31 protein-coding genes are annotated in these 26,410 nt (G+C 28.4%); 4 read left to right on the forward strand and 27 right to left on the reverse strand.

Annotated features, from left to right (window positions below):
• Positions 1-31: 31 nt before the first annotated feature.
• Complete coding sequence (locus Q0776_RS13215; RefSeq protein WP_298369082.1) at positions 32-1,423, reverse strand: hypothetical protein; 1,392 nt, start codon at positions 1,421-1,423, stop codon at positions 32-34.
• 173 nt (positions 1,424-1,596) lie between these two features.
• Here Q0776_RS13215 and Q0776_RS13220 point away from each other — a divergent pair, with 173 nt between their 5' ends.
• Positions 1,597-3,222 (forward strand): ATP-binding cassette domain-containing protein, encoded by a 1,626-nt coding sequence (locus tag Q0776_RS13220; protein ID WP_298369085.1) that lies wholly within the window; start codon positions 1,597-1,599, stop codon positions 3,220-3,222.
• 76 nt (positions 3,223-3,298) lie between these two features.
• Here the strand turns inward: Q0776_RS13220 and Q0776_RS13225 are convergent, their stop codons facing one another.
• The 7 genes from Q0776_RS13225 to Q0776_RS13255 all read right to left on the reverse strand — a co-directional run bounded on the left by Q0776_RS13225 (position 3,299) and on the right by Q0776_RS13255 (position 9,377).
• Positions 3,299-3,745 (reverse strand): sensor of ECF-type sigma factor, encoded by a 447-nt coding sequence (locus Q0776_RS13225; protein ID WP_298369087.1) that lies wholly within the window; start codon positions 3,743-3,745, stop codon positions 3,299-3,301.
• Between the two features lies 1 nt (position 3,746).
• Positions 3,747-4,358, reverse strand: a complete 612-nt coding sequence (locus Q0776_RS13230; protein ID WP_298369088.1) for a hypothetical protein — start codon at positions 4,356-4,358, stop codon at positions 3,747-3,749.
• Positions 4,359-4,390: 32 nt separating this feature from the next.
• On the reverse strand, positions 4,391-4,942 hold the full coding sequence (locus Q0776_RS13235) for an RNA polymerase sigma factor (RefSeq protein WP_298369091.1): 552 nt from the start codon (positions 4,940-4,942) through the stop codon (positions 4,391-4,393).
• Between the two features lie 51 nt (positions 4,943-4,993).
• Positions 4,994-6,442: a TonB-dependent receptor gene (locus tag Q0776_RS13240; protein ID WP_298369093.1), complete on the reverse strand. Its 1,449-nt coding sequence runs from the start codon at positions 6,440-6,442 to the stop codon at positions 4,994-4,996.
• Positions 6,443-6,559: 117 nt separating this feature from the next.
• Positions 6,560-7,951: an NAD(P)(+) transhydrogenase (Re/Si-specific) subunit beta gene (locus tag Q0776_RS13245; protein WP_298369096.1), complete on the reverse strand. Its 1,392-nt coding sequence runs from the start codon at positions 7,949-7,951 to the stop codon at positions 6,560-6,562.
• The gene (locus Q0776_RS13250; RefSeq protein WP_347707164.1) at positions 7,951-8,220 is read right to left on the reverse strand and encodes an NAD(P) transhydrogenase subunit alpha; all 270 of its coding nucleotides are present in this window, start codon (positions 8,218-8,220) and stop codon (positions 7,951-7,953) included. Before Q0776_RS13250 ends, Q0776_RS13245 begins: the two co-directional genes overlap by 1 nt.
• 41 nt (positions 8,221-8,261) lie before the next feature.
• Complete coding sequence (locus tag Q0776_RS13255) at positions 8,262-9,377, reverse strand: Re/Si-specific NAD(P)(+) transhydrogenase subunit alpha (RefSeq protein ID WP_298369105.1); 1,116 nt, start codon at positions 9,375-9,377, stop codon at positions 8,262-8,264.
• 350 nt (positions 9,378-9,727) lie between these two features.
• Here Q0776_RS13255 and Q0776_RS13260 point away from each other — a divergent pair, with 350 nt between their 5' ends.
• Positions 9,728-10,492, forward strand: a complete 765-nt coding sequence (locus Q0776_RS13260) for an MBL fold metallo-hydrolase (RefSeq protein ID WP_298369108.1) — start codon at positions 9,728-9,730, stop codon at positions 10,490-10,492.
• 9 nt (positions 10,493-10,501) lie between these two features.
• Here Q0776_RS13260 and Q0776_RS13265 read toward each other — a convergent pair whose 3' ends face one another.
• Together Q0776_RS13265 and Q0776_RS13270 are read right to left on the reverse strand one after the other, a co-directional pair.
• Entirely contained in the window at positions 10,502-11,074 is a 573-nt protein-coding gene (locus Q0776_RS13265; protein WP_298369111.1) for a pentapeptide repeat-containing protein, read from the reverse strand.
• A gap of 4 nt (positions 11,075-11,078) precedes the next feature.
• On the reverse strand, positions 11,079-11,786 hold the full coding sequence (locus tag Q0776_RS13270; protein WP_298369115.1) for a DNA alkylation repair protein: 708 nt from the start codon (positions 11,784-11,786) through the stop codon (positions 11,079-11,081).
• Between the two features lie 137 nt (positions 11,787-11,923).
• On the opposite strand from Q0776_RS13270, the gene Q0776_RS13275 reads away from it, so the two are divergent.
• Entirely contained in the window at positions 11,924-12,421 is a 498-nt protein-coding gene (locus Q0776_RS13275; protein WP_298369117.1) for a hypothetical protein, read from the forward strand.
• 10 nt (positions 12,422-12,431) lie between these two features.
• The gene (locus tag Q0776_RS13280) at positions 12,432-12,806 is read left to right on the forward strand and encodes a GerW family sporulation protein (RefSeq protein WP_298369118.1); all 375 of its coding nucleotides are present in this window, start codon (positions 12,432-12,434) and stop codon (positions 12,804-12,806) included.
• 195 nt (positions 12,807-13,001) lie between these two features.
• Here Q0776_RS13280 and Q0776_RS13285 read toward each other — a convergent pair whose 3' ends face one another.
• The 17 genes from Q0776_RS13285 to Q0776_RS13365 all read right to left on the reverse strand — a co-directional run bounded on the left by Q0776_RS13285 (position 13,002) and on the right by Q0776_RS13365 (position 26,364).
• On the reverse strand, positions 13,002-14,315 hold the full coding sequence (locus tag Q0776_RS13285; protein WP_298369119.1) for a hypothetical protein: 1,314 nt from the start codon (positions 14,313-14,315) through the stop codon (positions 13,002-13,004).
• On the reverse strand, positions 14,308-14,475 hold the full coding sequence (locus Q0776_RS13290; protein WP_298369151.1) for a hypothetical protein: 168 nt from the start codon (positions 14,473-14,475) through the stop codon (positions 14,308-14,310). Before Q0776_RS13290 ends, Q0776_RS13285 begins: the two co-directional genes overlap by 8 nt.
• Positions 14,476-14,618: 143 nt before the next feature.
• Positions 14,619-15,656 (reverse strand): serine hydrolase domain-containing protein, encoded by a 1,038-nt coding sequence (locus tag Q0776_RS13295; protein WP_298369152.1) that lies wholly within the window; start codon positions 15,654-15,656, stop codon positions 14,619-14,621.
• An 18-nt stretch (positions 15,657-15,674) separates the two neighbouring features.
• Positions 15,675-16,178 carry a hypothetical protein gene (locus tag Q0776_RS13300; RefSeq protein WP_298369155.1) on the reverse strand — a complete coding sequence of 168 codons (504 nt, stop codon included), beginning with the start codon at positions 16,176-16,178 and terminating at the stop codon, positions 15,675-15,677.
• A 132-nt stretch (positions 16,179-16,310) separates the two neighbouring features.
• Entirely contained in the window at positions 16,311-16,865 is a 555-nt protein-coding gene (locus Q0776_RS13305) for a hypothetical protein (RefSeq protein ID WP_298369156.1), read from the reverse strand.
• Between the two features lie 49 nt (positions 16,866-16,914).
• Positions 16,915-17,352, reverse strand: coding sequence for a protein-disulfide reductase DsbD domain-containing protein (locus Q0776_RS13310; protein WP_298369158.1), 438 nt, complete (start codon positions 17,350-17,352; stop codon positions 16,915-16,917).
• Between the two features lie 528 nt (positions 17,353-17,880).
• The gene (locus Q0776_RS13315; protein WP_298369161.1) at positions 17,881-18,477 is read right to left on the reverse strand and encodes a porin family protein; all 597 of its coding nucleotides are present in this window, start codon (positions 18,475-18,477) and stop codon (positions 17,881-17,883) included.
• A gap of 215 nt (positions 18,478-18,692) precedes the next feature.
• The gene (locus Q0776_RS13320) at positions 18,693-19,487 is read right to left on the reverse strand and encodes a nucleoside deaminase (RefSeq protein WP_298369165.1); all 795 of its coding nucleotides are present in this window, start codon (positions 19,485-19,487) and stop codon (positions 18,693-18,695) included.
• A gap of 194 nt (positions 19,488-19,681) precedes the next feature.
• Positions 19,682-20,248, reverse strand: a complete 567-nt coding sequence (locus tag Q0776_RS13325) for an outer membrane beta-barrel protein (protein ID WP_298369166.1) — start codon at positions 20,246-20,248, stop codon at positions 19,682-19,684.
• Positions 20,249-20,394: 146 nt separating this feature from the next.
• Entirely contained in the window at positions 20,395-21,249 is an 855-nt protein-coding gene (locus tag Q0776_RS13330; RefSeq protein WP_298369169.1) for a hypothetical protein, read from the reverse strand.
• Positions 21,250-21,541: 292 nt separating this feature from the next.
• Positions 21,542-21,799, reverse strand: coding sequence for a DUF418 domain-containing protein (locus Q0776_RS13335; protein ID WP_366139403.1), 258 nt, complete (start codon positions 21,797-21,799; stop codon positions 21,542-21,544).
• A 225-nt stretch (positions 21,800-22,024) separates the two neighbouring features.
• Positions 22,025-22,819 carry a cation transporter gene (locus Q0776_RS13340; RefSeq protein ID WP_298369172.1) on the reverse strand — a complete coding sequence of 265 codons (795 nt, stop codon included), beginning with the start codon at positions 22,817-22,819 and terminating at the stop codon, positions 22,025-22,027.
• Positions 22,820-22,865: 46 nt separating this feature from the next.
• A complete protein-coding gene (locus Q0776_RS13345) occupies positions 22,866-23,588 on the reverse strand; it encodes a DUF6090 family protein (RefSeq protein ID WP_298369174.1) in 723 nt (240 codons plus the stop codon).
• 118 nt (positions 23,589-23,706) lie between these two features.
• Positions 23,707-24,438 carry a DUF6090 family protein gene (locus Q0776_RS13350; RefSeq protein ID WP_298369177.1) on the reverse strand — a complete coding sequence of 244 codons (732 nt, stop codon included), beginning with the start codon at positions 24,436-24,438 and terminating at the stop codon, positions 23,707-23,709.
• Between the two features lie 162 nt (positions 24,439-24,600).
• A complete protein-coding gene (locus Q0776_RS13355; RefSeq protein ID WP_298369179.1) occupies positions 24,601-25,293 on the reverse strand; it encodes a DUF6090 family protein in 693 nt (230 codons plus the stop codon).
• A 266-nt stretch (positions 25,294-25,559) separates the two neighbouring features.
• On the reverse strand, positions 25,560-26,015 hold the full coding sequence (locus Q0776_RS13360) for a hypothetical protein (protein ID WP_298369182.1): 456 nt from the start codon (positions 26,013-26,015) through the stop codon (positions 25,560-25,562).
• A gap of 157 nt (positions 26,016-26,172) precedes the next feature.
• Positions 26,173-26,364 (reverse strand): hypothetical protein, encoded by a 192-nt coding sequence (locus Q0776_RS13365; protein WP_298369185.1) that lies wholly within the window; start codon positions 26,362-26,364, stop codon positions 26,173-26,175.
• Positions 26,365-26,410 lie beyond the last annotated feature (46 nt).

Raw genomic sequence — 26,410 nt, forward strand, 5'->3', positions numbered from 1 at the left:
TACACTTAAAATAATGGTTTGGGCTATAAAACTATTTTTTTTCTAGTTTATTTAATTCGGAATTAAATTTTTTAGAATCTAAATGTGTAAAACCATTTGTAACTATTCCAAAATTATCAATCATAATTGTACGTGGATAGTTGCTGGTTAAGTACTTTCGAGCGTAACTATCTTCGGGAAGTTTAAATTGCTTTTTATAATCAATAAGTTTTACGTTAGATGAATTTGATAAATTAAATAAATCGGATTGCATATTAATTCCTATAAACAAAATATTAGGATGTTTTTTTTCTAATCTATTAATTGCTTTTAACAAGTAATCTGGGTTCATATAGTTTGAAGACCAAAAATAGATAACACACTTTTTGTTTTCTATAACACTACTTACAGATAAAACTCTATCGTCGTAAGATTTTATATCAAAATTTTCTAGTGGTTTATGATTTACTACATATTCACTATCATTTACTAAATTTTGAATTTCTTTTTTATAATTATCGTTTGAGCAGTTTTCTAAAAAAACTTTATAGGTATCATTATTAATAGAGCAGGTAGTTTCACGTTTTAAAAATTCATCTACCACTGTTTTTTTTAGTAAAGAGTTTTTAAATTCTTCAATTTTAATATTATCAACAATAGCATTTAACATATTTACGGTTAAATTATTTTTAGTACTATCGCTTTCCTTTAATTTATAGCTAATATGGTAAAAGTAGTTTGTTATATAATTTCTATATGGATAAAAAGAAAGTAAATCTTCTTCGTTTAAATTTACATGTTTTCTAAATTCATAAAAATCATCATTAACTTCCGGAAAATTTTTAAGTTTTTTTACTTTTCTGTGGTAAAAAGGATATACTTCTTTTAGCCTATAAAGAGGATAATAAATGGCGGCATTTGTTAATGTATTAAAACCGCTTGAAATTTCTTCGTTATTAATTTTAAACTCGTTGTAAATAGCTACCTTTTCTTTAGCAAAATTTTCAATTTTATCAGAAAAATCATTTTCATTTAAACCAAAGTATTGATACATTTTTTGTTCTTCTTTTTCATTCTTTAAAAATAAATTAATCAAAAATTCATTTTTACTGCTTCCTTTACCACTAAAAACCAACGATTCGTCAAAATCCCAAGTATTTAACCTAACCAATATACTGTCTTTTGGTTCTAAATAAATATATTGAAACTCAATTCCGTGCTTAAATGTATATAAACCTTCTTTTAGTGATTTGTATTTTGAAAGAAAACGATTTTCTTTATCTAAAGTAATGGTGTCAATAACTTCATTGTCTTTTAAAAGAAGTATAAAATTAGATTTAGGGTTAATTATTTGGCCACCAAAGTAAGTGACAGCATCTTTATCACTAGATGTTTTACAACTAGTAATAAGTAATAATGTTAATATTCCTAAAATATATTTCATTGTCATTGAATTCAAACAAAAGTACATACATCTTTAGGTTTTACTTGTTAATGAGATGTTAAATAAAGAAGTGAAGCTCTTAAATCTTTATTAAAAAATTTAAACAGAATTAAATATTTGTAGTACCCGCTTTTTTGTTACTTTTGCACAAAATTTAAAAAAAAACATATATAATGCTTTCAGTATCAAATTTATCTGTTCAGTTCGGTAAAAGAGTTTTGTTTGATGATGTAAATACTAAATTTACAATTGGTAATTGCTACGGAATTATTGGAGCTAATGGTTCGGGTAAATCAACATTTTTAAAAATAATATCTGGTGAAATTGAGCCAACTTCTGGTCAAGTTCATTTAGAAGCTGGCAAAAGAATGTCAGTATTATCACAAAATCATTATGCATTTGACGAGTTTCAAGTTTTAGAAGCAGTAATGATGGGTAATAAAAAGTTGTTTGATATAAAAAATGAAATGGATGCCATTTACGCTAAAGAAGATTTTTCTGAAGCTGATGGTGTTAAAGCAGGTGAGCTAGGAGTAGAGTTTGAAGAAATGGGCGGATGGAATGCCGAAAGTAATGCTGCAACTTTGTTATCTAATCTTGGGATAAAAGAAGAGCAACATTACACTTTAATGGGCGAGCTAGATGGTAAAACTAAAGTACGTGTTCTATTAGCACAGGCTTTATTTGGAAATCCAGATGTATTAGTAATGGATGAGCCTACCAATGATTTGGATTTTGAAACTATTGGTTTTTTAGAGAATTTTTTGGCTAATTACGATAATACAGTAATAGTTGTATCGCATGACCGTCACTTTTTAGATGCAGTTTGTACACATATTTCCGATATTGATTTTGGAAAAATTACGCATTATTCAGGTAATTATTCATTTTGGTATGAATCTAGTCAATTAGCGGCTAAGCAAAGAGCGCAGCAAAGTAAAAAAGCTGAAGACAAGAAAAAAGAATTAGAAGAATTTATTCGTCGTTTTTCGGCAAACGTTGCAAAATCTAAGCAAGCAACAAGTCGTAAAAAAATGATTGAGCGTTTAAACGTTGAAGAAATTAAACCTTCAAGTAGAAGATATCCTGCAATTATTTTTGAAAGAGAACGTGAAGCAGGTGATCAAATATTAAATGTAGAACATTTATCAAAAGCCACCGAAGAAGAAGTTTTATTTAATGATATTCACTTTAATTTAAATAGAGGAGATAAAGTTGCTTTAATCTCAAAAAACTCTAAAGCTGTAACTGCTTTTTATGAAATTTTAAACGGAAATTTAGAAGCCGATAAGGGTAAATTTCAATGGGGTGTAACAACTACACAATCGTATTTACCACTTGATAATGCAGAATATTTTACAAATGCAGAATTGAATTTAGTTGATTGGTTACGTCAATATGCTAAAACTGAAGAAGAGCGCGAAGAAGTATTTTTAAGAGGATTTTTAGGTAAAATGATTTTTAGTGGAGAAGAAGCCTTAAAAAAATGCAACGTTTTATCTGGAGGTGAAAAAGTTAGGTGTATGATGAGTAGGATGATGATGATTAGAGCAAATGTTTTAATGCTAGATGAGCCTACAAACCATTTAGATTTAGAAACAATTCAAGCATTTAATAACTCGTTAAGTAATTTTAAAGGAACAGTTTTGTTTACAACACATGACCACGAATTTGCTCAAACTGTTGCAAATAGAATTATTGAGATTACACCAAAAGGTGTTATTGATAGATACTCAACATTTGATGAATACTTAGATGATCCAAAGATTAAAGAGTTAAGAACTAAGATGTATTCTTAAAAGATTAAGACATAAAAAAAGGTGATTTTATTTTTATAAAATCACCTTTTTTGGCTTTATAAACTTTTTAATTGTTTTAATTTCTATTCATTCCACGTCGTTTGCCATATTCTTGCAATAACTCTCTATTAAAATCGCGTTCGGCTTTTTGAAGTTTTAATATTTTAATTGCTGAAATTACTTTTTTGAGTTCCTTTGTTTGAGAAATTTTTAACTCTAGAATTTTTTCTTCAAAATCAATTCTATTATCGATAATTTTTTCAGCTTCTTTTTCAGTTAATTTATTCATTGAATTTACAAATTTCAACTTACGCATTCCAGATTCCATACTTAATTTTAATTCCTGGATTTTTGTTGAATATTTATTGTAAACAGGCCAAAATTTTTCGGCTTCGGTAGGTGTTAAATTAATAGAGTTTGTTATATAGGTTGCTTTTAGTGCTTTTATGCGTTCCCGTCCTTGTGCATTTGATGCAAAAGAAATGGCTAATAAAAGTATAAATATAAATAATGATTTTTTCATGTTAATTGTCTATAAGTAAAAGTTCAATATTTTCTTTGTATAAATAATCTTCAATATCATTTTCAGAAATTTTTTCAGAAATAAAATTGTTGTCAATTTCTACATCTGAATAAATATTTGCCATTTGATATGGGTCTAGGTCTACTAATCCGTTATCAATCCATTCTTCAATTTCTGTAGAGGCTAAAGATTCAAAGGTTACAGAATTAGAATTGTTGTTTAATAAGAAAATTAGTAAAAATGATGCCGCAGCTGCAATTGGGATTAAATATTTGGTTACTTTTTTAATTGATATTACTTTTGGTTTTGAGTTTAATTTTGATAGTACATTATCCTCAAAAGTTTCAAAATAATTATCTGGCACATAATTTTGTGCGCTCTCAGATAAGGTTTCAACTTTTAGTTTTGCAATTACTACATCTTCTAAATTTTCAAAATAGTTTTCAGGGGTTTTAAATTCGTTAGTAGATTTGTTTAAATTATGAGTTACAATTTCAGCAATAATTCCATCTTCAACAGAATTAAAATATCCATCAGGTACAGTAAACCCTGAATTTTTAGGTGAAATTTCACTCAAAAGTGGTGCCATTTTATGTAATTCTTTTTTATTCATTTACTAATAAGACTTTAGTTTTTGGGTAAAGTTTAATGTGATTTTAAAAATTCTTCAATTTTTTTAACTGCGTGAAAATAAGAAGCTTTAAGTGCTCCAACAGAAGTTCCTAATATCTCAGACATATCGGCATATTTCATTTCATCAAAATATTTCATATTAAAAACCAATTGTTGTTTCTGAGGCAATGTAATTATTGCTTTTTGTAATAATTGCTGAATTTCATCACCTGTATAATCGATATCATTATTTAGATTATTTACCGTATTTAGTTGTAATTCGGATAAATCAACTTGAAGTTTTGAAGCTTTTTTATTTATAAAAGTTATAGCTTCATTTGTAGCAATTCTATACATCCAAGAATACAATTTGCTGTCTTCTTTAAATGAATGTATATTTTTAAAAACTTTTATAAAGGTATTCTGAAGTACATCATCAGCATCGTCATGAACATAAACAATTTTTCGAATATGCCAATACAAACGTTCTTTGTACAAAGACATTAATTTTCGAAATGCGAGTTCTTGTGTTTTTTTATTTTTTAATTGAGCAACTAATAATTTTTCGTTATCCACATGCAGCATTTACTGTTAGACAATTAAAATTAAGAAAGGTTTAATCAATGACCAAATAATTTACTTTTTAAATCGTCTTTTTGAGTAACCAAATAGTCGTTCGTCTTTAATTGTTTCTGCAATACCTGTTGGAAGCATTTCTTCCCAACCGTGATCACCATTAGAGATCATTGCAAGAACTTTTATAGAGAATACTTCTAATATTTTTGGATCAAAATCGTCTAAATCAATAACTTTTCCATTGTATTTAAAGAATTTATATAGTTCTTTCATTCTAGGATGAACTCTTAAATTTTTACTTGTTACAATTTCTCCAGTTTTTTGATTTTTAAATGGGTACAAATAAACTTTTAAATCTTTAAAGAATAATTTACCAAAGGCTTCTAAAATTCCACCACTAAGATTTCTATAGTATTTTTCATCAAAAATTTGAATAAAACTTGCTACTCCCATAGCTAATCCAATTCGTGCTTTTGTGAATTCAGAGAAGTAATCTACTAACTTATAGTATTCTTGGAAATTGGTAATCATTACATTTTGTCCTAAAGAACAAAGTAATTCGGCTCTATCTAAGAAATCGCGTTCATCAATTTCACCTTCGTTACTTAAATTAGTTAATGTTATTTCAAAAATAAATTTAGTATTTTCTTCTTTAACTTTATTTTCTTTTAAAAACATTTTATGAGCGAGTTTATACATATTCATGTTAACCTTGGTAACAGGTCTAAAACTCCCTCTTAAAGCTAAAATATTAGCTTTGTATAACTGTTGTGCTGGTAATAAATTGTTTCCATCAGGTCCAAACATTACAGCATTTGTCATTCCATTTTTAACTAATAATAAACTCATTAACCTATTATCTACATAAGAAAATCGTGGTCCATCAAAATTAATCATATCAATTTCAAGTTGCACTTTATGTAAATTATCATAAAGAGATTTTAATAATTCTCTTGGTTTGTCATTAAGATAAAAGGCACCGTAAATTAGGTTTACACCAAGAATTCCTAATGTTTCCTGTTGTAGTTTAGCATCTGTTTCTTTAAATCTAACATGTAAAACAATTTTGCTGTAATTTTCTAAGGGATCTAATTGAAATTTAATTCCAACCCAACCGTGACCTTTAAATTTTTTAGCAAAATCAATTGTTGTTACTGTATTAGCGTATGTGAAAAAAATTTTATTTGGATGTTTTTTACGACTTAATCGTTCTTCAATAACTTCTATTTCATAGGTTAACATTTTTTTTAACCTTGTTTCCGTTACATATCTTCCATCTTCTTCAATTCCATAAATAGCGTCAGAAAAATCCTTATCATACGCACTCATAGCTTTTGCTATAGTTCCAGAAGCTCCACCTGCTCTAAAAAAATGACGTACTGTTTCTTGTCCAGCTCCTATTTCGGCAAATGTACCGTAGGTATCTTTGTTAAAGTTAACTTTTAATGCCTTTTCTTTAGAAGACATTGCTACATTAATTTCTTTGTCGCCTTTTAATTTTAGAGCCATAGTATATTTTTATTTGTGTAAAAATAGTAAAAAATGACAGTTTTATGAGGTAATTATTCGCATAAAAAAAGGGTGAAAATTTAATTTCACCCTTTTTTTTATATATGTTTTTTTGAATTACATATTTTTAAGTTCCGCAACCAATTCAGTTAGCGCTTTTTTGGCATCACCAAATAGCATACTTGTTTTTTGATTGTAAAATAATTCATTTTCAATTCCAGCATAACCTGGTTTCATACTACGCTTGTTAATAATGATATGTTTTGCGTTTTCTACATCCAAAATAGGCATTCCGTAAATTGGGCTGGATGGATCGTTATGTGCGGCAGGATTTACCACATCATTTGCTCCAACAACAAATACCACATCTGTACTTTTAAATTCAGGATTAACATCTTCCATTTCAACTAACTTATCATAATCTACATTTGTTTCTGCTAAAAGAACATTCATATGACCCGGCATACGACCAGCAACAGGATGAATTGCATATTTTACATCAATTCCTTTACTTTCTAATAATTGTTCTAATTCGTGAATTATATGTTGAGCCTGTGCAACTGCCAAACCATACCCAGGAACAATAATAACTTTGTTAGAATAGTTCATTAATATAGCAACATCACTTGCAGAAGCTTCTTTAACACTTCCTCCAGTTTTTCCTACAGACCCTGTTGCAGCAGCACTTCCTTCTCCAAATGCTCCAAATATAACATTTGAAAGTGGTCTGTTCATTGCTTTACACATAGCAAGCGTTAAAATTGTACCTGCAGAACCTACTAAAATACCACCAGTTAACATTACCATATTTCCATATAAAAATCCACCAAATGCAGCGGCTAAACCAGTAAATGAATTTAATAATGAAATAACAACAGGCATATCTGCACCACCAATTGGTAAAACAAATAAAATACCATATGCTAATGCGGCAAAGAAAAGTAAGTATAAAAATAACGAACTTTCAGAGCCACTAAATACCATAAAAGCACCAAAACCTAAAATTCCAATTAAAAATACATTATTTAAAATGTTATATTTTGGTAATCGGATTGGTTTGTTCATAGTACCATTTAGTTTTGCCCAAGCAATCATACTTCCAGAAAATGAAATACTTCCGATAATCATTCCTGCAATAATGGTTAAAATTGATAATTGATCACCAATGTAATGATGAAATTCTATCAGTCCAATTAATGCCGCACTTGCTCCACCCATTCCATTAAAAAGGGAAACTAGTTCGGGCATTTTGGTCATTCCAACTTTTTTAGCGACCATCCAACCTATTATGGTTCCAATTAAAATAGCTACTCCAATTAAAATGTAAATAATAGAAGCTACCTCGCCTTGATATAAAAAGATGGTACCAATAATTGCCAATGTCATACCAGCTGCAGCAATTAAATTTCCTTTTCTTGCAGTTTCTGGATGTCCAAGCATTTTTAAACCTAATATATAGGTTACTGATGCTATTAAATAAATAAATTCTAGACTAAATATATATTCCATTATTTCTTCTTTTTAAACATTTCTAACATGCGGTCGGTAACTACAAATCCACCAACTACGTTTAAAGTTCCAAGTAAAACAGCTACAAATCCTAATGATAACGCTAAAATATTATCTGGTTCTGCACCTAACATTACTAATATTGCACCAATAATTACAACACCATGAATGGCGTTTGCACCAGACATTAAGGGTGTATGCAATACGGCAGGTACATGGCCTATTATTTCAACCCCAACAAATATCATAAGAATTACGATATATATCATTTGGAGGTTATTGCTAATAAAATCTATAAATTCAGTCATAGTTATTCAGTTTTTCCGTTTTTTCTTATTTTACCGTTATGTACTATCAATGTTTCATCTGTAATTTCTTCTTCTAAATCCCAAACAAATTCGTTATCTTTTGTTAGGTGTTTTAAAAAGTTAAACATGTTTTTACCATATAAATCACTTGCGTTTGTAGAAACACTTTCAGGAGAAATTGTAGTTCCAATTATTTTCACTCCGTTTTTTATAACTGTTTTATTTAACTTACTTAATTCAACATTTCCACCTTGTGCCGCTGCTAAATCTATAATTACAGCACCATTTTTCATTTGTTTAATTTGTTCTTCGGTAATTAAAATAGGAGATTTTCTTCCTGGAACCATAGCGGTTGTTATTACTAAATCTGCTTGAAACAACGACTTATTAACAGCTTCTTTTTGTCTGCGTGCATAATCTTCAGAAGCGGCCTTTGCGTAACCACCTTCCGATTTTTCTTCGCCAGTGTTATCTACAGAAATAAATTTAGCACCTAACGATTCTGTTTGCTCTTTTGTTTCCATTCTAATATCAGTTGCTTCAACAACGGCACCTAATCTTTTTGCGGTTGCAATTGCTTGTAAACCAGCAACTCCTACACCGTAAACTAGCACTCTAGATGGTGTAATTGTTCCGGCGGCGGTCATCATTAATGGAAATATTTTTGTCATTTCATAAGCTCCTAAAATAACAGCTTTATACCCCGCTAAATTACTTTGAGAACTTAAAACATCCATATCTTGAGCTCTTGAAATACGAGGCATTGCATCCATAGAAAAAGCAGTTGCTCCTTTTTCAGCAATTGCTTTAATTAAATCTGGATTCGATTTATGGAATAATTGACTCATTAAAATGTGAGAACTATCTATTAGTTTTAAGTCATCTTCATCAAAAGGATTGATTTTTACTAGCACTTTGGCTTCTTTAAAAACCACACCTCTAATATCTACGGTAGCTCCAATTTTTTCATAATCAGAGTTTTTAAAAGAAGAATTTACTCCTGCATCTTCCTCTACCAAAACTTCAAAACCTTTTTCTATTAGTTGTTTTGCAATAATGGGAGAAATACAGACACGTCTTTCACCTTTTTGAGTTTCTTTTAGTATGCCTATTTTCATTTGGTATTTAAATTTAAAAATTGGTTAAATTATAGTTTTATGTTTGTTTGATTTTTTCGGGAAATTTGGTGAAGTCAGAGATTTATTAAGAAAATATTGGTAGAATTTAAAGGGAGAAAAATCTCTGTTCATATTTATATGTTTAATATACAAAGTTAAAGTTAATTAATAAATAGAATATAAAGATTGATAAAAATCACAGATTATAAATAATTTTATAAAACAACTGGTAAATTGGGTTATATGTAGTAATTGTTGCTTACATTAATTGAGATTATTCATTTTTTAATTTTATTGGTTCATAGTTTTTGAAATAATATATTTGTGGTACTCATAAAATTACATTTATTTTGAAAATAACATTTTTAGGTACCGGAACTTCTCAAGGTATTCCTGTTATTAACTGTGATCATCCGGTTTGTCTTTCTAAAGATAAAAAGGATAAAAGATTGCGAGTTTCTATTTTAGTTGAATGGGACAATTTTGCATTTGTGGTAGATTGTGGTCCCGATTTTAGATACCAAATGTTAAGAGCAAATGTGAAAAAAATTGACGGTGTTTTTATTACTCACGAGCACGCAGATCATATTGGAGGTTTAGACGATTTAAGACCATTTTGTTTTCAAATGGGTGCTGTTCCAATTTATGCACAAAAGAGTGTTTTAGAAAATTTGGCATATAGGTTTGAGTATATTTTTAATGACAAAAATAAATACCCTGGAGCTCCAAAAGTTGTTAGTAAACCTATTAAAAATGAATTAATTACTTTAGGAGGTGTACAAATTTTACCAATAGAAGTAATGCACGGAAATCTTAAAATTTTTGGTTATAAATTTAATAATACGGCTTATTTAACCGATGTTAAAACCATTAGCGAAGAAGAGAAAAAGAAGCTATATAATTTAGATGTTTTAATTATAAATGCAATACGGCATAAACCACATCACTCGCATTTAAATTTAGATGAAGCCTTAGCACTGGTAAATGAGTTAAAGCCAAAAAAAACTTATTTTACACATATAAGTCATCATTTAGGATTTCACGAAGAAGTTGAAAAAACCTTACCAAAAAATGTTTATTTAGCATACGATGGGTTGGTTATAGAAATAGATTAATACGTTACTTTATTCAATTACTATTTTATATTTTCTTAGTAAACCAGCAATTTGATCTAATGAAAATTTAGCATTTTTTAAAGCGTTTTTTTCGGGGTCTATAGTATAATTAGTGGAAGTTCTAAAATCTGCCTTTTCTAAATTAGTGTTTTCAAAAGAGGCTCCTTTAAAATCGCAAGAGCTAAATATTGAATTTGATAAATCGCATTTAACAAAATCTACTTCCTGTAAATTGCAATGAGCAAATTTGGTATTACTCATTTTAATGCTATAAAATGAAGATAAATTTAAATCACACTTATTTAGTGATATAGCAAATAAAAACTGATTGCATTCACTAAAATTAACGCCAACTAATTTGCATTTACTAAAATTAACGTCTTTAAATGAGGTGTTTTTAAGCTTGGATAAACTAAAATTACAATCTTCAAAATCGCACTCAATAAATTCGTTGTTAGATAAATCTAGTTTAGAAAAATTACAATTTTTAAAAGTACAGTTATCATATTCTGCTCTTTGAAATTTTTCAATAGTAAAATCTTTTCCTTTAAAGGTTTCTCCTTCAATATAAATATCGTTCATAGTGTTATTTTTTCATAGCTTCTTGTTTTAATTCTTTTGGCATTTTTTCAATTGCATATCGCAATGCAGTTCTAGGCATTTTAATTTTATGTTGCATTACATAATTAAAAATTGCTTGTTGGTTAGTTTGGCTAGCAACTTTTAACATCCATCCATATCCTTTTTGAACCATATCTTCGTTATCCAGCATTAAATTATCGGCAATTTCTAAAATATCATTTAAAAACAATCCATGTTTTGCTGGGAAAATAAGTGAAACTGCTGAAGCTCTTCGTTTCCACAAGTTTTTAGATTGTGTCCATTTTTTTAATTCTTCTAAATATTCAGGATATTGTTCTATAAAAAAACCAACAGTTTTTGTGCATAAAGTATCGCAAGTTGCCCAATTTGTAATGTAGCTATCAATCCAGTTTTCAAGAACCTTAAAATCATTGGGTTCTAATTGTTTTTTTAAAGCATAAGACCAATCGCAGGCAATAAGCGATTCTTCCATAATATTGGTTTCAAAAAGCGCTTTACAACCTTCAAAAACAACTTCTTTTGGTTCGTTTTTAATTATTTTAAAATGTTCTTTAGCTATTTGATGTACATACATAGCTTTAACTCCGTAATTGTTAAATTCTTCTTTAAAAAAACGTTTACTGGCAAGTTTAACCTTCGGATCACTGTATTTTAAAAGGTCTTCTCTTATTTTATTTAGAAGTTCATCCATTAATTAATTTTAAAGGTGATATTAAACAATGTTTAAAATGATTATAATCATTGCAATTTAGGGAAATATTTTTTTTAAAATGACCTTCATCATTGTAAATATTGGTACTATTTGGTTACTTCAAACAAATAAAAAAAATGTATTTATTAGGGTTTTTTATACTGGTTTTATTACTGCTTTTTTATGTGTTGTTTAAGCCTGTAATTTTGGTAGTAAACACTTCTACAAGTGAATATTACGTGCAAATGAAAGGGTTGTTTAAAGCAAGTTTAATAGGCGATGAAGAAACAGTTTTAAAGTTAAATTTAAAAGTTCTTTTTTTTAACTATAATTTTTATCCATTAAGAATGAAACTCAAACAGAAAAAAGAATTAAATAAACCAAAAGGAGAAATTAAAAATAGAAGAGTACTATTTAAAAAAGGACTAAAGTTTATAAAATCAATTAAAGTGAATAAAATGTATGTGAATATTGATACTGGAGATTGTATTGCAAATGCAAAACTGTATCCAATGTTTACTTTTTTTAATTACCATTTTGGAACCTTTAAAATAAATTATATGGGAGAGAATGAAGTGGTTGTGAATTTAAAAAGCAGGCCATGGAATTTAGTGAAAGCGATTATTAACCTTTAAAAATTATATTATGGATTTACAATTAGAAGAATTATTAAAACAAATTACAGACTTTATGAAAACTGAAGCCAATACAGATACTGTTGTTGGAAAACAGTTTGATTTAGGAGAATTTAAATGTGTACCAGTTATTAAAGTTGGTATGGGATTTGGTTCTGGAGGAGGAGAAGGTCATGAAAAGAAAAGTAGTGGTGGTGAAGGAATGGGAGCTGGTGCTGGTGCAGGTGTAGGTATTGAACCAATTGGTTTTTTAGTTACAAAAGGCGATCAAATTTCTTTCATAGAAGCTGGTAAAGCACATGGCTTATCTGCAATGTTTGAAAAAGTTCCAGACATGGTTGAAAAAATTATTAAAGAGCGAAACAAAGAAGAGGTAGAGGTTTAATGTAAAAACAATTAATCTCAATTCAATTTTTTGACAAAAATCACTCGAACTGTCAAATGTTTTAAAAATGCAAAAAGGGTATATTTATTAAATTCCTTATTAACATATTTGCGGTTGTAATAGTTTAATTAACAAAAAAACCTTGTAAAATTTTAAATAATCTTACAAGGTTTTTAATAGGTATACTTTTATAAGTTAATTTTTTGAAATGTAGTAAAATGGAATGGTCCAAGCTGTAATATCTTTTTTATCCTGCTTTTTCTTAACTTCTAATTTAGTTAATCCAGATTTAAGGTTAGAAAGATCTATATAACAAATTATTCCAGATTGATTGGTTTTTGGGTGTTCATATCTTAAAAAATCGACTTTTGTTAGTGTTCCATTTATATAAATAAGAACGTATTTTTGATAACATTTAAGCAGTTGTGCTCTTCTTTCTGTTCGTTGCTCCAAGCCCGATTTGTTTGGATCTTCAATATAGGAACCACAAATCTCTTGTCTTATTTTTTTTTCGTGACTAAAAATAGGAATAAAAAGTTTTAAAACAGAAGATTCAACCTTATCAGATTCAATTTCTGGGCTCAATAAAAAATTGGCATCGTTATTTTCACTTTTATAATAGCTAGAGTACGATTTTGTTACATCAAAATAAGATTCTTGAGTAATAAGATATGGAATATTTGTATTGGTCATTTGATATACTGATACAAACATTCCAGATAAAATAAATATAAAAAGTAAGGAAATTAAGCTTTTCTTTTTTTTGAAATTTGAACCGAAAATCATAAATACCTGAAGTATAGACTTATAAAGAGGTCCGTAGGTTATAATAGAGACCAATTTAACAATTCTAAAATTCCAAATTTGTAGGTTTTCCTTTTCTTTGTTCTTTTTTAGATTGGCTATTAAAGATATTATAGCTTGAACAAATATAGTTGCTAACAATAAAATGCCAGGTATTAAAAGTATATAGGAATTAACATACTCGGAAAGTAAATTGAAAATTAATAAATAGATACTTGCAAATAAACCCAAATACATATAGGTGAGCAGGAAGGTAAATGCAACAGAAAAAATAACGCTACACAACTCATCAACTTTTTGGATAGAGTCCTTTAATTTAGGAAGTATGGCTAGTATTTTTTCTGTATAAATTTTAGAATATGCGCTGTCTTCAACACTGTAATCGGGAAATACAGAATTTAAACCAACAAGACCAACCCAATAGGCTCGTAAAAAAAAATGGATAACGAACATTGAAATTAGAATACTTATTGCTAAAAGCCCGAAAAAAACAATCATATAACCAATTAAATACTGACTAGGATCTAATAAGTTAATAAATTTGTTTGTAGCCCAATCAATTAAACCAAACATTTGTAGGGTTCCAAAAATTGAAATTGTAGATACTAATAATTCAGCTTCCCAACTTTCATCTTTTAGCCTTTGCAGCCAATTTTTGGGCGATTTCAAAGAAGGCGTTGTATCTATAGTCTTAGTTTTACTCATTCTTTTTTTTATTTTTATTCTGTTCAATTAAAACTACCCCAATTAAAGACACACCAATAACAATTCCGCCTAAAGCATCTATAAATTTTTGTCCTTTAAAAACTGCGTATAAAGCAAATAATATGGAAGCGATTCCTATTACGATTATTAGATTTCTCATTGATGTACTCATTTTACAATTAATTTATGTTGGTTAATTTATTTTTTGCGAGTAATTTTTCCTAATTTAATAAATAAACACGGAACAGAAAATTAAAAAGATTTTTTGAAGTTTAACTCAATTAAATTTAGAGAGTATTAAAACTAATAATTAGAACTTACTATTTTTACAATTCTATTGTACATTATTTCCGATAAATTCCAGTTGTAACCATTAAAATCTACCGTATTTGTAAATTGAATAACCACAGTATCTATATCCTTATGATATTTTGCTATAGTTTGGTATCCAGGAATTAAGCCTGTGTGCTCGTAGGTGTAGATTGATGAATATATTTCTTGTTCTTGTTTGTCTGTAAATACCGTTCCATTATTTAAGGCTCTTATAAATTTGCCTAAATCTTCTGCGGTTGCCAATATTGAGCCCACATTATTGGTTTTTAAATCCATACTGTAACCTACATAGTAACCGCTCATTACATCGTCTATGTTAACATTGTTTATAGAGCCAAAAGTGTGGTTTAAGTTTAGTGGAGTTAAAATCTCTTCTTGAATGTATTGGAATGTATTATATCCAAGTATTCGGTTCATTATTTTATCTAATAGCAAGTAGTTTGTGTTACAATATTCATAATCTTCGCCTGGCTTAAAATTTGCAGGTACATCCAAAACCAATTCAAGATTTTCGTCTGCTGTTTCTTTTGGTGTTAACCAATAATTTTGGGTATCAGTAAAATTTGGAATGCCACTTCTATGTTGCACCATCATTTTTAAGGTAATTTCGTTGGCAAATTCAATTCTGTTTTTCAACTCAGGTAAATAATAAGCAAGCGATTTATTTAAAACTAAACGTCCATCTCGCACCAATTTTGCAATAGCTACCGCATAATACAGTTTATTTACACTCGCTATTTTAAATAATGAATGAGGATCTGCAGCAATTTTGTTTTCCCTATTTTTATAACCCGAAGTATAAAATTGAGGTTGTTTACCTTTTGTATCTACATAAACTATAATGCCATCGAATCCATAATTAGTGGCTTTATTTACTTGTTCTTGAACGGTTTTAGGTAATGGAGTTATCCAAGCTTTTACAATTGGCCAAGGAACAAAGTATAAAGAAATAGCTGTTCCAATAAACAATAAAATTCTAAATAGTTGTTTTGATTTTATTTTGGTCATATTGTTAAATATGGAAGGTTATTTTTTATCAGTTAGCTTTTCAAAAGTCATTTCAGAATCCCAACAATCTCCATAATCAGATTGGCATTTTAATTTAACACTATCTTTTAATAATTCTCCGTTATATTTCAATAATCCTCTAGAAATTGCAATTATTGATTTTTTTTCTAAATTTCTTTCCTGTTTTACAACTTTCATTAGAGAGTTTTCACAAAGTTCTCTTTTTCCAATTTCAAAACTTATAGTGTTATTTTCTATAGTAAGTTTTTTTATTTCATTTTTATAAAACAAAATTCCGAATCTGCTATTATCTTCAGCTCCGTAATAAAGAGCGCTATATTTTCCGTTTAGTGTGTCAATTACCAAATAATGATTTTCGGATTGTTTAAGGGCTTTATATTCATAGATTCCGATTAATTCCGTGTTTAATTTTTTAGGTTCAGTTTTTATTTCCGATGTTTTTTTGTCGGAATTACAACTAATTAAACTCACTATTAAAATCAGTAATGAAATTTTTTTCATAATGTATGCTAACGTTGTTTGTATATAATTTGTTACGTTGTTAAAGCACCTAAATTAATAAATAAACACGAAAAAGAAAATACGCAATTCTTTTTATAAGCAAGGGGAGAACCAAGCAATTGATAATAGCTATTATTGTGGTTTATTTAAGTTTTTTCTGTTTTTTAATATTAGGAGTGTAATTATATAAATAGCTACAATTGCAAAGGGAATAGCAATAAATCTGTATTCGGGTAACAGATACCAAAGAATTAAAATTGTAACTGTTCTAGTTAATGTGTGAAAAATTCCAACCCAATGTTTTATAATCCAAGAAAATGGCACCCACATTAATCCGGTTAAAATTCCTACACTCATGGGAAGTGATGTATAATCAACTAAAAAAAATGGAATTGCAATTGAATACACCAGAATTGCCTGACCAGCGGTGAAAAGAAAAAGTGTATCGAATTCGTTTTTTGGTTTGCTTTTATCTAAAAAATTTTCACCAGTGTATTTCGATAGAAACAAACCTAAATATACAATACTTCCAGTTCCAATAAAAATTGACCAAACGGCTACAAAATCAGAGAAAAATATCCCCATTATTCCAATGATAGTCCAAATAATTAGTCCAGCTAGTGGTGTAGCTAAAAATTTTTGATTGATATATTCAATTCTTTGTTGTTCTAATGTTCTTTCGTTCATTTTATAAAATGTTTTGTGTACTATTTTAAGTTTTACTTTCTAAACTTACTTAAATTTTAAATTCAATATCTCCATAGCCAGGCACAAAACTAGAATTATTGCATGTCATAAATTCTATTTCACCTATTATTTTAAAAGGGTTCTTATTTTTTACTTTTATTCGCTGTTTAAATGTGGTTTTAGTTTCGAAGTACTTAATTTTTAAGTTAAAAACTGGGTCGTGAACTGTATGTCCTTTTTCTTCAGTGGTATTACCAATAAGCTCATAATCATTACTTTCTTCAAAAATGAAAATAGTAGGAAGTGGTCTATCTTCAGGTACTTTTTGAGAATATAAATGGTAATTTTTTTCAATTGAAGCATTAATTATTAAATCATATTCGGTTGCTGTTATTTTCTTAGTTTCTGTTGTCCATTTTATAGGTTCAAGGATTTGAGAATAACTAACTGTTGTTATTAATAACAATAATAAAAGTAAATTTTTCATGCGATTTTAAGTTATGTTTTTAAATTCTAGACCAATTTAAGCAAAAATAATATTTAGTATTGTATTTGGTTTTACGTTGTTGTTTTTTTATTTGTTCTACATCATTTTTTAATAAGTGCTATAAGGCGTACTAAAAGGATGCTATTAAATAGTGTTAACTATTAGCATAAATAGTGTATTTTATTAGGGACTTTATTGTTAAAGTTGAGGGAGTTTGTTGTAAATTAAGTACTATATTTAATTAAATATAGTACAATAATTTTCTAATTTAAGTACAATAATTTTTAAAAAGTTGTAGATTATTTAGAGAAGTGCTTAAAACCTTTGAAAAACAAGGTGTTAACAACCAATTTAAAATTACTAAAAAAGTAGTAATAAAAACTGTTAAATACTACGTATTTATTAACAATTTAAAACCAAAATTTAATTTATAAAAAATAGCTATTATGTTTAATTCTGCAAAATTTTTAAATTTTACATTAAAGTAAGAATTCTATTTTTTATAAGTGTTCTAATTCAGTTCTTTTGTTAAAAATTAAATCCTAAGCCAACTTGGAAAACCCTATTTTTATTTTCGTGTTCTATGAAGCTTTCGGGGTATTCCAATTTTAAAATATCGGTTAAACCATATAAATATCTTGTTTCTACATATAAGCCAAAATCAAATTCATATTCAATACCTATTGTTGTTCCAAAATCAAAATTAGTGTAATCATTTATAGAGGTTCCCCAACTATCTTTAACTTTAGAAATATAACCTAAATAACCTCCAGCTAAAACAGAAAAATCATTAAACAGCCTTTTTTTCAAAACAATTGGTAGGTTAATTTGATTGATAATTGTTGTAGTTTCATAAAATGTATATCCTTGTTCAGAATACATTAATCCAATTTTTAATGCGGTACCATTTTTAGCTTTTAAATTAATAGGATACTCCATTTCACCTCCTATATAAAAAGAGTTTTTATTATGCTGTTTTCTGCCAGATGATGAACCGTTAATAATTACATTATATTCAATATTTGATAAGTTGTATCCTGCTTTTAGACTTAATTTTAGTGATTGACTTTGGTTGCTTTGTGTAATTAGAAAGAATACTATTCCTAGGTAATATTTTATGTTCATTTTTAATGTAAAATTTAAAACTATAATTGGTTCTTTTACGCTTTTTTAAACCTAATAAGTGCAGTTTTTTACGATGGTTTTGTGCAAGGTTAGTTGCGTTTTTAAGCTAAATATTTAGTAAATAATTACCGACCAAGAAAATCCGTAAAGACTTTCCAAAGTACGCGATAACAAGCAAATATTTTTATATGTTGTTGGCAATAGCTTTTTATTTACTATTTAATGGAGGTACCAACTAAATTATAAAATTTATGAGCACTATCAATATACTTTTGATTTTCTACATATTTAGCTTTTTTATATTGTTGAAACATATTTGATGCCTTCTTAAATAATTTTTCGGCTTCTGGTGTTGTTAAAAAATCAACTATATATTTTCCTTTGTACTTTGCATATGCTGAATCTATTTGCATTGATATAAGGTCAGGTGATTTATATGAAATAACCGGTTTAGGATATGGTGAATAACCACCTTTGCAACATGAGCCTGATTCTAATTGGAGTCTTTCCAGTGCCTTTCCGTAGGTGGGATCTGTTTGACCATAAACGGTTCTATACACATTAGTTAATTTCATCATGCCAGAACACATTGCACATGGTTCTAATGTTGTATATATTGAAAAGCCTTTTAAAGAAAAGGATTGAACACTGTCTAAATAGGATTGTATCACTCGAACTTCTCCATGTTGGGTTCCATTCATTTTAATATTTACTGAATTTCTTGCCCAGTTAACAACATATTTATCACTATCCACTAACACAGAACCAATGTTATATCCTCTACCTTCAAGAGCGTTAATTTGCCAATCTTTATGAACTACTGCATATGCCATTAAGGAATAAAAATAGTCAAGTTCTTGTTGTTCCAATGAAACCGAATCAACAGAAACTGAATCAAGAGTGCATTCACATTTTTCAATATTTAATTCAGAATTAGGCTGTTTTATTACACATGAAAAAAAGCATATTGACAAAATAAAAATGCTAATTAAGAAATATGTTTTTTTCATTAGAAATTTATTTATTAAGTTTTATAGATGATAATTAATTACCCAAATTATTGCGAACGGGATTTTATAAGATTTGTGCGACTGGAAAATCGGAGATTTTTCGGACGTAGTAAATCGTTTGTTGAATGTTTGTCAGTTCGTTATTTATTTCAAATGTAAGCATAAATTATATGAGGTGTTAGCAAAAGTTTTTATCAGAATATATAATATCCTATGCTAAATTGAATCAAGGTATTTGTTCCTTTTTTCAATTCTCCATCATAGTTCGGTTTGTCGATAGCTTTAGTCAGACCTTGATAAAAATTCAATTCAAGAAATAAATCATTAATCTTTTGACCAAATCCAATATTTACTCCAAAATCAATCGTTTCTCCTTTGTTTAAAAAGTATGGGAGTTTTTCAGAAAGTAAAAATCCAATTTGAGGTCCCGCTAAAATATATGTCTTGTCATAAAATTTAAAATTTAATGGGAGATTTAAATATTCTGATTTATAATCAATATGTTCAATACTACTACTTTCACCGTCTCGATTCCCTTGTTGTGAATAAACTAATTTTGGTCTAAATTTAATTTTTTCGGTTATATCAAATTCATAAAATCCTCCTAAATGAAATCCCATTTTATCAGTAATATCAATTTGATTTAAAACTCCCTCTGAAATAGATGAATTATTTAATCCAATCAAAACTCCCATTTTTTTTTGAGAGAAGGTTATTAGTGGTATTAAAATCAATAAAGTAATTGCAATCTTTTTTTTCATTTTTTGTCTTTTTTTATTTTTGCTAACGTGTTAGTGCATGAAAAGTTGCGGTTTTAAAACTACAATTTTCAGACTGTTAAATTTAAGTTTATTTTGTTTTAGAAACATTCTATATTTTACACTTTAGCAATTTTTTATGCACATTGTTAGCTGCTGGGCTTTTGTTCTTTTCTAGCTACCATTCTCAGAACTGCATGTATTGTTGCTAAATAGTGATAAAATATCCAGCTATACCAAATTGCTTTGTCATAATCCTTTTTCTGCTTTTCGTTGTGGTGTCTAATGCTAAAGTTATTTGCAATATTAAATATATCACCTTCATCTTTTGAATCAAGAACATCTTTCATTTCAGGTCTTAAGTACTCTAAAACATCCGCTAATTCCCTCAATGCTTCTTTTCTGTCTTCAAGAGTTGATTTATGTCTTCTAAATTTGGTTACAGCACGCTGGATTTTACTATTAATGTTTTCAATATCAGATGACGGAATATCAGCTTCAAGAAGAGGTGCAATATATTTGTCAGGTAGTTCAAGAATTTCACCGTCATTAGAAATTTCATATCCTTTCAGATAGTCCTTAATGACATAATTCATTTTTTCTCTAAAATATTGCTGACCATCAGTATTATTAAAAGTATCATAATGATGTCCACAATTATTGAACTGATGATAATATCCAGAAAGCGGTTTAGAGCAATGGTCATGTAGAAATTCTATCATATCAAATAAGTCATCTTCTGAGTATGATTCTAGTTTTTCCTGAATCGGCCAAAGATTTTCTTTTTTTAATGATAAAAATATCATGGAGTCAATATCTCCACCTAATTCACCATTTACATCTCCTTGGTCGACACAATAATATCCAAAATATTTTTGAAAATATCCATCCTCGTCTAACTTGTTATAAGTAACGAGAAATAGTTTCTTCAATAGTTTTAAAGTAAGTTCAGGTGTCTCTTTTAGTTTACCTGTTCTTGAGGAATAATAATCTCTATTTTTCATTTAATTATCTCTGTTTTCGGTCTCGTTCTCGCCTTGCAGCTAACTCGTTATATATTCACATTATATGCGTTTATCCCATTTATTTATCCGTAAAACGTGTTATGTTTTACTTTTTTAATGGCGCTAAAAATTAAATTTAGTTGCAATTTTTTGTAGTATAAAATTAAAATAATTTATGTAACCAGGAAATATAAAACCCATTTTAATTAAAACCTTATAAAATTAAAGCCAAATCTAAAAATTTGGCGGACTTTGCAAAAAAGCTAAACCTTAGTTTTAACAATTACTTGCACTATTTTTTATAAATATTGTTAGGCACAGTACTTCTCGCACTAATTGGCAATAATTTTCTATATGTTAAACAACGCCAAATCCATTCTAATGGTCCAAATCTGAAATATTTTAACCAAATCTTGCTAAATAGAATTTGAAAGGCGAAAACCATAATCGCTGTTAAAAATGTTTTTGACGGACTTAAAGTTTCGTAAAGTTTAAATCGGATTGAAGAAAATAAAAACAAACCAATATTTTGTGAAGTAGGATTTTCCAAATACCAAAATGGAAGTAAATATTTGTATCATTCTTTTTTAAATGCACAAACTCCAACTACTATTAATTCATTAAGCGATATTACTTTGAACATTTTACCGTTAAATCCGTGAGCATCATATTTTTTGTTAAAAGTTAATGGATTTACTCTAGTTTTTTTCCACAACAAAACAGAACGTTATACAAAAACAAGTAAAAAAAACAATGAAGTAAGCGAATAGCAACATTATTTTCCAAGTTTTAAAATTCTAATGGCACCTTGAATTACCAATACAAAAACGATTGTTCCAATTATTAAATCAGGTTTGCTCGAACTTAACCAATTTACCATAAGTCCTGCGATTATGACACCTAAATTAATTATCACATCATTTGAGGTGAAAATCATACTAGCTTTCATATGTGCCTCGTCTTTGCTCTTTGACTTTTGTAAAATGTAAAGACAAATTCCGTTTGCGATAAGTGCGAAAATAGAAACGATTATCATTGTCGAAAAATCAGGAAGTTTCTCGTCTCCAAAAAATCTCCTTAAAACTTCCACAAATCCGATAATCGCAAGTGTTATTTGAAAATATCCAGCAAGTTTCGCAATCCGCTTTTTCTTTATTATCGTTCCGCCAACCGCAAATAAGCTAATTCCGTAAACAAAACTGTCGGCAAGCATATCCAAACTATCGGCAACAAGTCCCATAGATTTTGAGATAATTCCAGTTGTCATTTCGATTATAAAAAAAGCAAAATTGATTGCAAGTACAGACCAAAGTAGCTTTTTCTGATTTGCATTTTCTTTAAATTCCGTTTGGTCGGTTTGTTCGGTCGAAATTTTCTTTCCGCCTAAATTCAGTTCGATAATATACTTTTCGATTTGGTCAATTTCTCCGCTGTGAAAAACGGTCAATTTTCTGTTTGGAATATCAAAGTCCAAATTCGCAATACTCGAAATTCCGTCCAATTTCATTCGGACTAAATTTTCCTCCGATGGACAGTCCATTTTGGTAATTTCAAATATTGTTTTGTTCATTGAAATTTGTAGGTTATACACATTGCTGTGCTTATTTTTTATTCAGCTATTGTTCTAGTTCTTTATCAATTTGAGAAATAATATCCTTAAGGCTTTCCTGGTTTATTACAAATGTTCTCCAATAATAAAAATTCTTTGATCGAAAATAAATATTAAGATCAGCTATTAAATATTCGTCTGTTAAATCACTAATGTTTTTATATGGCTCATAAGTTATTAAATGAGCATATTTATAATTTAAATCAGATGATTCCTGCCTCAAAATTTCAAATAGATTTTCATTGGTAGGTGCATTAAAAGTATAAAACCTTTGAATATTTGAATATAAGGTGTCATTTATTATAAGGTCAGAATTGCCATCAGCAATCATAGCATCGTAGGCACTTTTGCTTGACCGAAAGGGCATATCATATCCAAATAACTCCGAATAAGATATTTTGCTAATAGTATCAAAGCCTTCAAAGGAAGTTATTTCTTTTCGAGGATTAAATGAAGGTAAAACCTTTTTAAAGTACATAATCTCTCTTCCCCAATATGGTTTTAATTCTTCGATTAACTCTAAATCTTTAACCATATCCGAACGAATTGCTTTCAAAATAGTGGTAGCTTTCATTTTGCCCTTTTGAACTTCATTCCAATTATTAATCTGCAATGCAATCAAAATTCCTATAACAACAAGAATAATTTCTCCAATTGCGTAAATCAGATACTTACTGAATTTATTTTCAGTTAATAATCTTTGTCTAATTTTTCTAAAGAATTTTATCATTGGTTAATGGCGTGTTTAAGCACCTAATTTAGCAAATAAAAAGCGAATAGAAAATGCGGGAGGATTTTCAGAAATAGGCGAGAACAAGCAATTATTTATAGTCATTGTTGTGCTTTCGTTATTTTTTATTTATCTCAATCTTAATTAATTCTTTCAATTCATTGACATTATTTAGCATTTGCTTTAATTCAATTATTTGTCTTTTTTCTGTGTAATTTTTAAGATATAAAGCGTTCTCAAGGGTCAATATTATTTCTGGGTAGTTTTCGGTATAATTTAAATGGCTATTTTCTTTCAAGTGATAAGTGTTTCTATAAAATCCTAAATTCCCTGCTTTTTGTAAATCACTTAAATAAACACTGTAATTTCCATTGGCTTGACTGACAATTCCTTCTTGTTTTCTCACAAGATTTATCAACTTTTTTCTGAAGTGAGCAGGTATCAATTTTATGTCTCCTGTTGATTCTAATGTTCCAATTGTATTAGAGTTAAATGATGGATACCAAAAAGCAAGTTTGACTTGAGTTAGTGCGTTCATCATTTCGATAAGTTCTAAGTTTGATTCTTTAGTAAGTTGTAAATATTGTTCATAGGAAGCTATACTTTCACTAATTCGAGAAATTTTGTCTTTTATGTTGTCTGTCTCATCAGCCAAGTCTTCTTCTAATTGGTAATAGTAATTTTGAATAACATTACTTTGTTTGCGGTTTTCATTCCAGTTATTAATTTGAAGCGCAATCAAAATTCCAATAACGACAAGAATAATTTCACCAACTGCGTATTTAAAATACTTTCCAGTTTTATTTTCCATTAGCAGGTTTTGACGGATTTTTCTAAAGAATTTTATCATTGGTTATTGGTTGGTCATAATGAAGCACAACGGTTTTTGGTATGTTTTGTAGCGTGTTTTAAACAACTAATTTTGTGAATAATTACCGACCAAGAAGATCCAAGAGGACTTTCAGAAGTAGGCGAGAACAAGCAATTATTTATAGCCATTGTTGTGCTTTCGTTATTTATTAATATTTTTATCTATGAGTTCAATAATATACTCTAAAGTTGCCATTAGATCCTTTTCTTCCTCTAATCCATTTTTTCGTATATCATGAAAAAGATGGTTTGTTGCCCATCTGAATTCGGGATGTTCAAATATTGACCTTAAATTATATCCCGTAATTTTTCCATCTTCAATAATCATGGCATTGGTCCAATATGATTTTATCGAACTCTCTCTTTGAGTTTCTATTTTAAGTGTGCTTTCTAAAGCGTCTGTCGTTAAATCCTTTAAAGATGCCAGTAAATATTTCAGTTCCTTATTTGAAAGTTGATTAATTTGTCCTGAAGAGATAATGGAATTAAGTATCCCGTTTTGCGGATCATACGTTAAGTTATAATCCAGTTTTCTGATTGATGCAGAAAACAGACTATCCGACATTTTATCAAAAGCTGCTCTGTCTCTAAAAAGCGCTCTCATTTCTATTGCCGTTTGAAAGGATATTTCGTTTCCCTCTATTGTGGATTCCAAAGCTTTCAGATTTATTATCATTTCTTGTTTAAGGTCTTTGAGAATAGACTGCTCTGCTTTTTTTAGCTTTCGGTCTTCATTCCAACCATTAATAGATACCGCAATTAGGATTCCAATTATCACCAAAAGAATCTCACCAACAGCATACTTCAAATACTTTCCAGTTTTGTTTTTTTCCATAAGGTCATAGCGTATTTTTCTAAAGAATTTTATCATTGGTTGGTTGTTTCTCTAAAGTTAGAATAATTATTTAATTCCGTTCGAGTGAGAATAATGAAGCACAACGGGTTTGTATAACCAAAGTTGCGATTTGGATGTTACAATTTTTCTTTATTAAAATTAATGAATTTATATTTTCTAAACATTCTGTTTTACGGAATTAAGCAATTTTGGTTATACGGTGTTGTAATTTGTTACTTTTCGGTTAATGCTATTCATAAATCAGCCTAATTCAATTCATATTCAATGTAGTCATTAAAAACTACAATTTGCTCTACAGGAATAATCTCAATCTTATTTATAATAGTATCTTTTAGAATTAAATTAAAATCAAATTCTTTATCTCTATCCAATAAGTCAAAATCATATTTATCTCTGTTAATAATATCATTACTAAACCTTTTCAATAACTCTTTTTTAGAAATAATTTTGAATTTATTAATTTTACTCAAATCCATAATTCTCGAGCTTTTCTCTGTTTTTTTAGTGAAATTTATAAATATGAAACTATCACAAATTAAATATGAATCTTTTTCCCAATTTTGTCTTACTATATTGGAATCACATTCAATCTCATTTTTATCGTATAAAACATAAATCTTTTCTGATGGTCTCGGAATAAAAATCAAAATCATTAATATAATCAAAACGGAAGATGCTATTAAGTATTTGTATTTTTTCATTTCAATTTATGTTTTTCAGATATAAACTTAATCTGTTTATTGTTCAATCAATTTAATGATTGAAAAAGTCAAAAATTTTTCTCAGCTTGTTTCAATTTTTCTTTTAAGCTTTTCCATTACGTTGTTCAATTCCGGAATTTTGCTAAAATCGAACCGCTCAATTTGTCATTTCTCTGTTCTCTGAAACCGAAATTTTATTTTTAAAATTCTTTAGATCATTTATTGTCATTCCAACACCTAAACCAATTAAAATTCCGGAAATAAATCCAGTTAAATCGTTTTCCAATGAGAAAAAAGAGATAATTCCAATTATAATAATCGTAATTCCAAAAATTCTAGTTTTGTTCATAGTTTCTGTTTTTCTGTAATAAATTACAACTCGTTATATATTCATA

This window comes from uncultured Lutibacter sp. (assembly GCF_947495725.1).
Taxonomy (GTDB): Bacteria; Bacteroidota; Bacteroidia; order Flavobacteriales; family Flavobacteriaceae; genus Lutibacter.

What these genes read in the sequence shown, in the direction of transcription:
- Q0776_RS13215 (WP_298369082.1), bottom strand. Translation starts at nt 1,423, where the DNA reads ATGAAATATATTTTAGGAATATTAACATTATTACTTATTACTAGTTGT.
- Q0776_RS13220 (WP_298369085.1), top strand. Translation starts at nt 1,597, where the DNA reads ATGCTTTCAGTATCAAATTTATCTGTTCAGTTCGGTAAAAGAGTTTTG.
- Q0776_RS13225 (WP_298369087.1), bottom strand. Translation starts at nt 3,745, where the DNA reads ATGAAAAAATCATTATTTATATTTATACTTTTATTAGCCATTTCTTTT.
- Q0776_RS13230 (WP_298369088.1), bottom strand. Translation starts at nt 4,358, where the DNA reads ATGAATAAAAAAGAATTACATAAAATGGCACCACTTTTGAGTGAAATT.
- Q0776_RS13235 (WP_298369091.1), bottom strand. Translation starts at nt 4,942, where the DNA reads ATGCTGCATGTGGATAACGAAAAATTATTAGTTGCTCAATTAAAAAAT.
- Q0776_RS13240 (WP_298369093.1), bottom strand. Translation starts at nt 6,442, where the DNA reads ATGGCTCTAAAATTAAAAGGCGACAAAGAAATTAATGTAGCAATGTCT.
- Q0776_RS13245 (WP_298369096.1), bottom strand. Translation starts at nt 7,951, where the DNA reads ATGGAATATATATTTAGTCTAGAATTTATTTATTTAATAGCATCAGTA.
- Q0776_RS13250 (WP_347707164.1), bottom strand. Translation starts at nt 8,220, where the DNA reads ATGATATATATCGTAATTCTTATGATATTTGTTGGGGTTGAAATAATA.
- Q0776_RS13255 (WP_298369105.1), bottom strand. Translation starts at nt 9,377, where the DNA reads ATGAAAATAGGCATACTAAAAGAAACTCAAAAAGGTGAAAGACGTGTC.
- Q0776_RS13265 (WP_298369111.1), bottom strand. Translation starts at nt 11,074, where the DNA reads ATGAACGATATTTATATTGAAGGAGAAACCTTTAAAGGAAAAGATTTT.
- Q0776_RS13270 (WP_298369115.1), bottom strand. Translation starts at nt 11,786, where the DNA reads ATGGATGAACTTCTAAATAAAATAAGAGAAGACCTTTTAAAATACAGT.
- Q0776_RS13275 (WP_298369117.1), top strand. Translation starts at nt 11,924, where the DNA reads ATGTATTTATTAGGGTTTTTTATACTGGTTTTATTACTGCTTTTTTAT.
- Q0776_RS13280 (WP_298369118.1), top strand. Translation starts at nt 12,432, where the DNA reads ATGGATTTACAATTAGAAGAATTATTAAAACAAATTACAGACTTTATG.
- Q0776_RS13285 (WP_298369119.1), bottom strand. Translation starts at nt 14,315, where the DNA reads ATGAGTAAAACTAAGACTATAGATACAACGCCTTCTTTGAAATCGCCC.
- Q0776_RS13290 (WP_298369151.1), bottom strand. Translation starts at nt 14,475, where the DNA reads ATGAGAAATCTAATAATCGTAATAGGAATCGCTTCCATATTATTTGCT.
- Q0776_RS13295 (WP_298369152.1), bottom strand. Translation starts at nt 15,656, where the DNA reads ATGACCAAAATAAAATCAAAACAACTATTTAGAATTTTATTGTTTATT.
- Q0776_RS13300 (WP_298369155.1), bottom strand. Translation starts at nt 16,178, where the DNA reads ATGAAAAAAATTTCATTACTGATTTTAATAGTGAGTTTAATTAGTTGT.
- Q0776_RS13305 (WP_298369156.1), bottom strand. Translation starts at nt 16,865, where the DNA reads ATGAACGAAAGAACATTAGAACAACAAAGAATTGAATATATCAATCAA.
- Q0776_RS13310 (WP_298369158.1), bottom strand. Translation starts at nt 17,352, where the DNA reads ATGAAAAATTTACTTTTATTATTGTTATTAATAACAACAGTTAGTTAT.
- Q0776_RS13315 (WP_298369161.1), bottom strand. Translation starts at nt 18,477, where the DNA reads ATGAACATAAAATATTACCTAGGAATAGTATTCTTTCTAATTACACAA.
- Q0776_RS13320 (WP_298369165.1), bottom strand. Translation starts at nt 19,487, where the DNA reads ATGAAAAAAACATATTTCTTAATTAGCATTTTTATTTTGTCAATATGC.
- Q0776_RS13325 (WP_298369166.1), bottom strand. Translation starts at nt 20,248, where the DNA reads ATGAAAAAAAAGATTGCAATTACTTTATTGATTTTAATACCACTAATA.
- Q0776_RS13330 (WP_298369169.1), bottom strand. Translation starts at nt 21,249, where the DNA reads ATGAAAAATAGAGATTATTATTCCTCAAGAACAGGTAAACTAAAAGAG.
- Q0776_RS13340 (WP_298369172.1), bottom strand. Translation starts at nt 22,819, where the DNA reads ATGAACAAAACAATATTTGAAATTACCAAAATGGACTGTCCATCGGAG.
- Q0776_RS13345 (WP_298369174.1), bottom strand. Translation starts at nt 23,588, where the DNA reads ATGATAAAATTCTTTAGAAAAATTAGACAAAGATTATTAACTGAAAAT.
- Q0776_RS13350 (WP_298369177.1), bottom strand. Translation starts at nt 24,438, where the DNA reads ATGATAAAATTCTTTAGAAAAATCCGTCAAAACCTGCTAATGGAAAAT.
- Q0776_RS13355 (WP_298369179.1), bottom strand. Translation starts at nt 25,293, where the DNA reads ATGGAAAAAAACAAAACTGGAAAGTATTTGAAGTATGCTGTTGGTGAG.
- Q0776_RS13360 (WP_298369182.1), bottom strand. Translation starts at nt 26,015, where the DNA reads ATGAAAAAATACAAATACTTAATAGCATCTTCCGTTTTGATTATATTA.
- Q0776_RS13365 (WP_298369185.1), bottom strand. Translation starts at nt 26,364, where the DNA reads ATGAACAAAACTAGAATTTTTGGAATTACGATTATTATAATTGGAATT.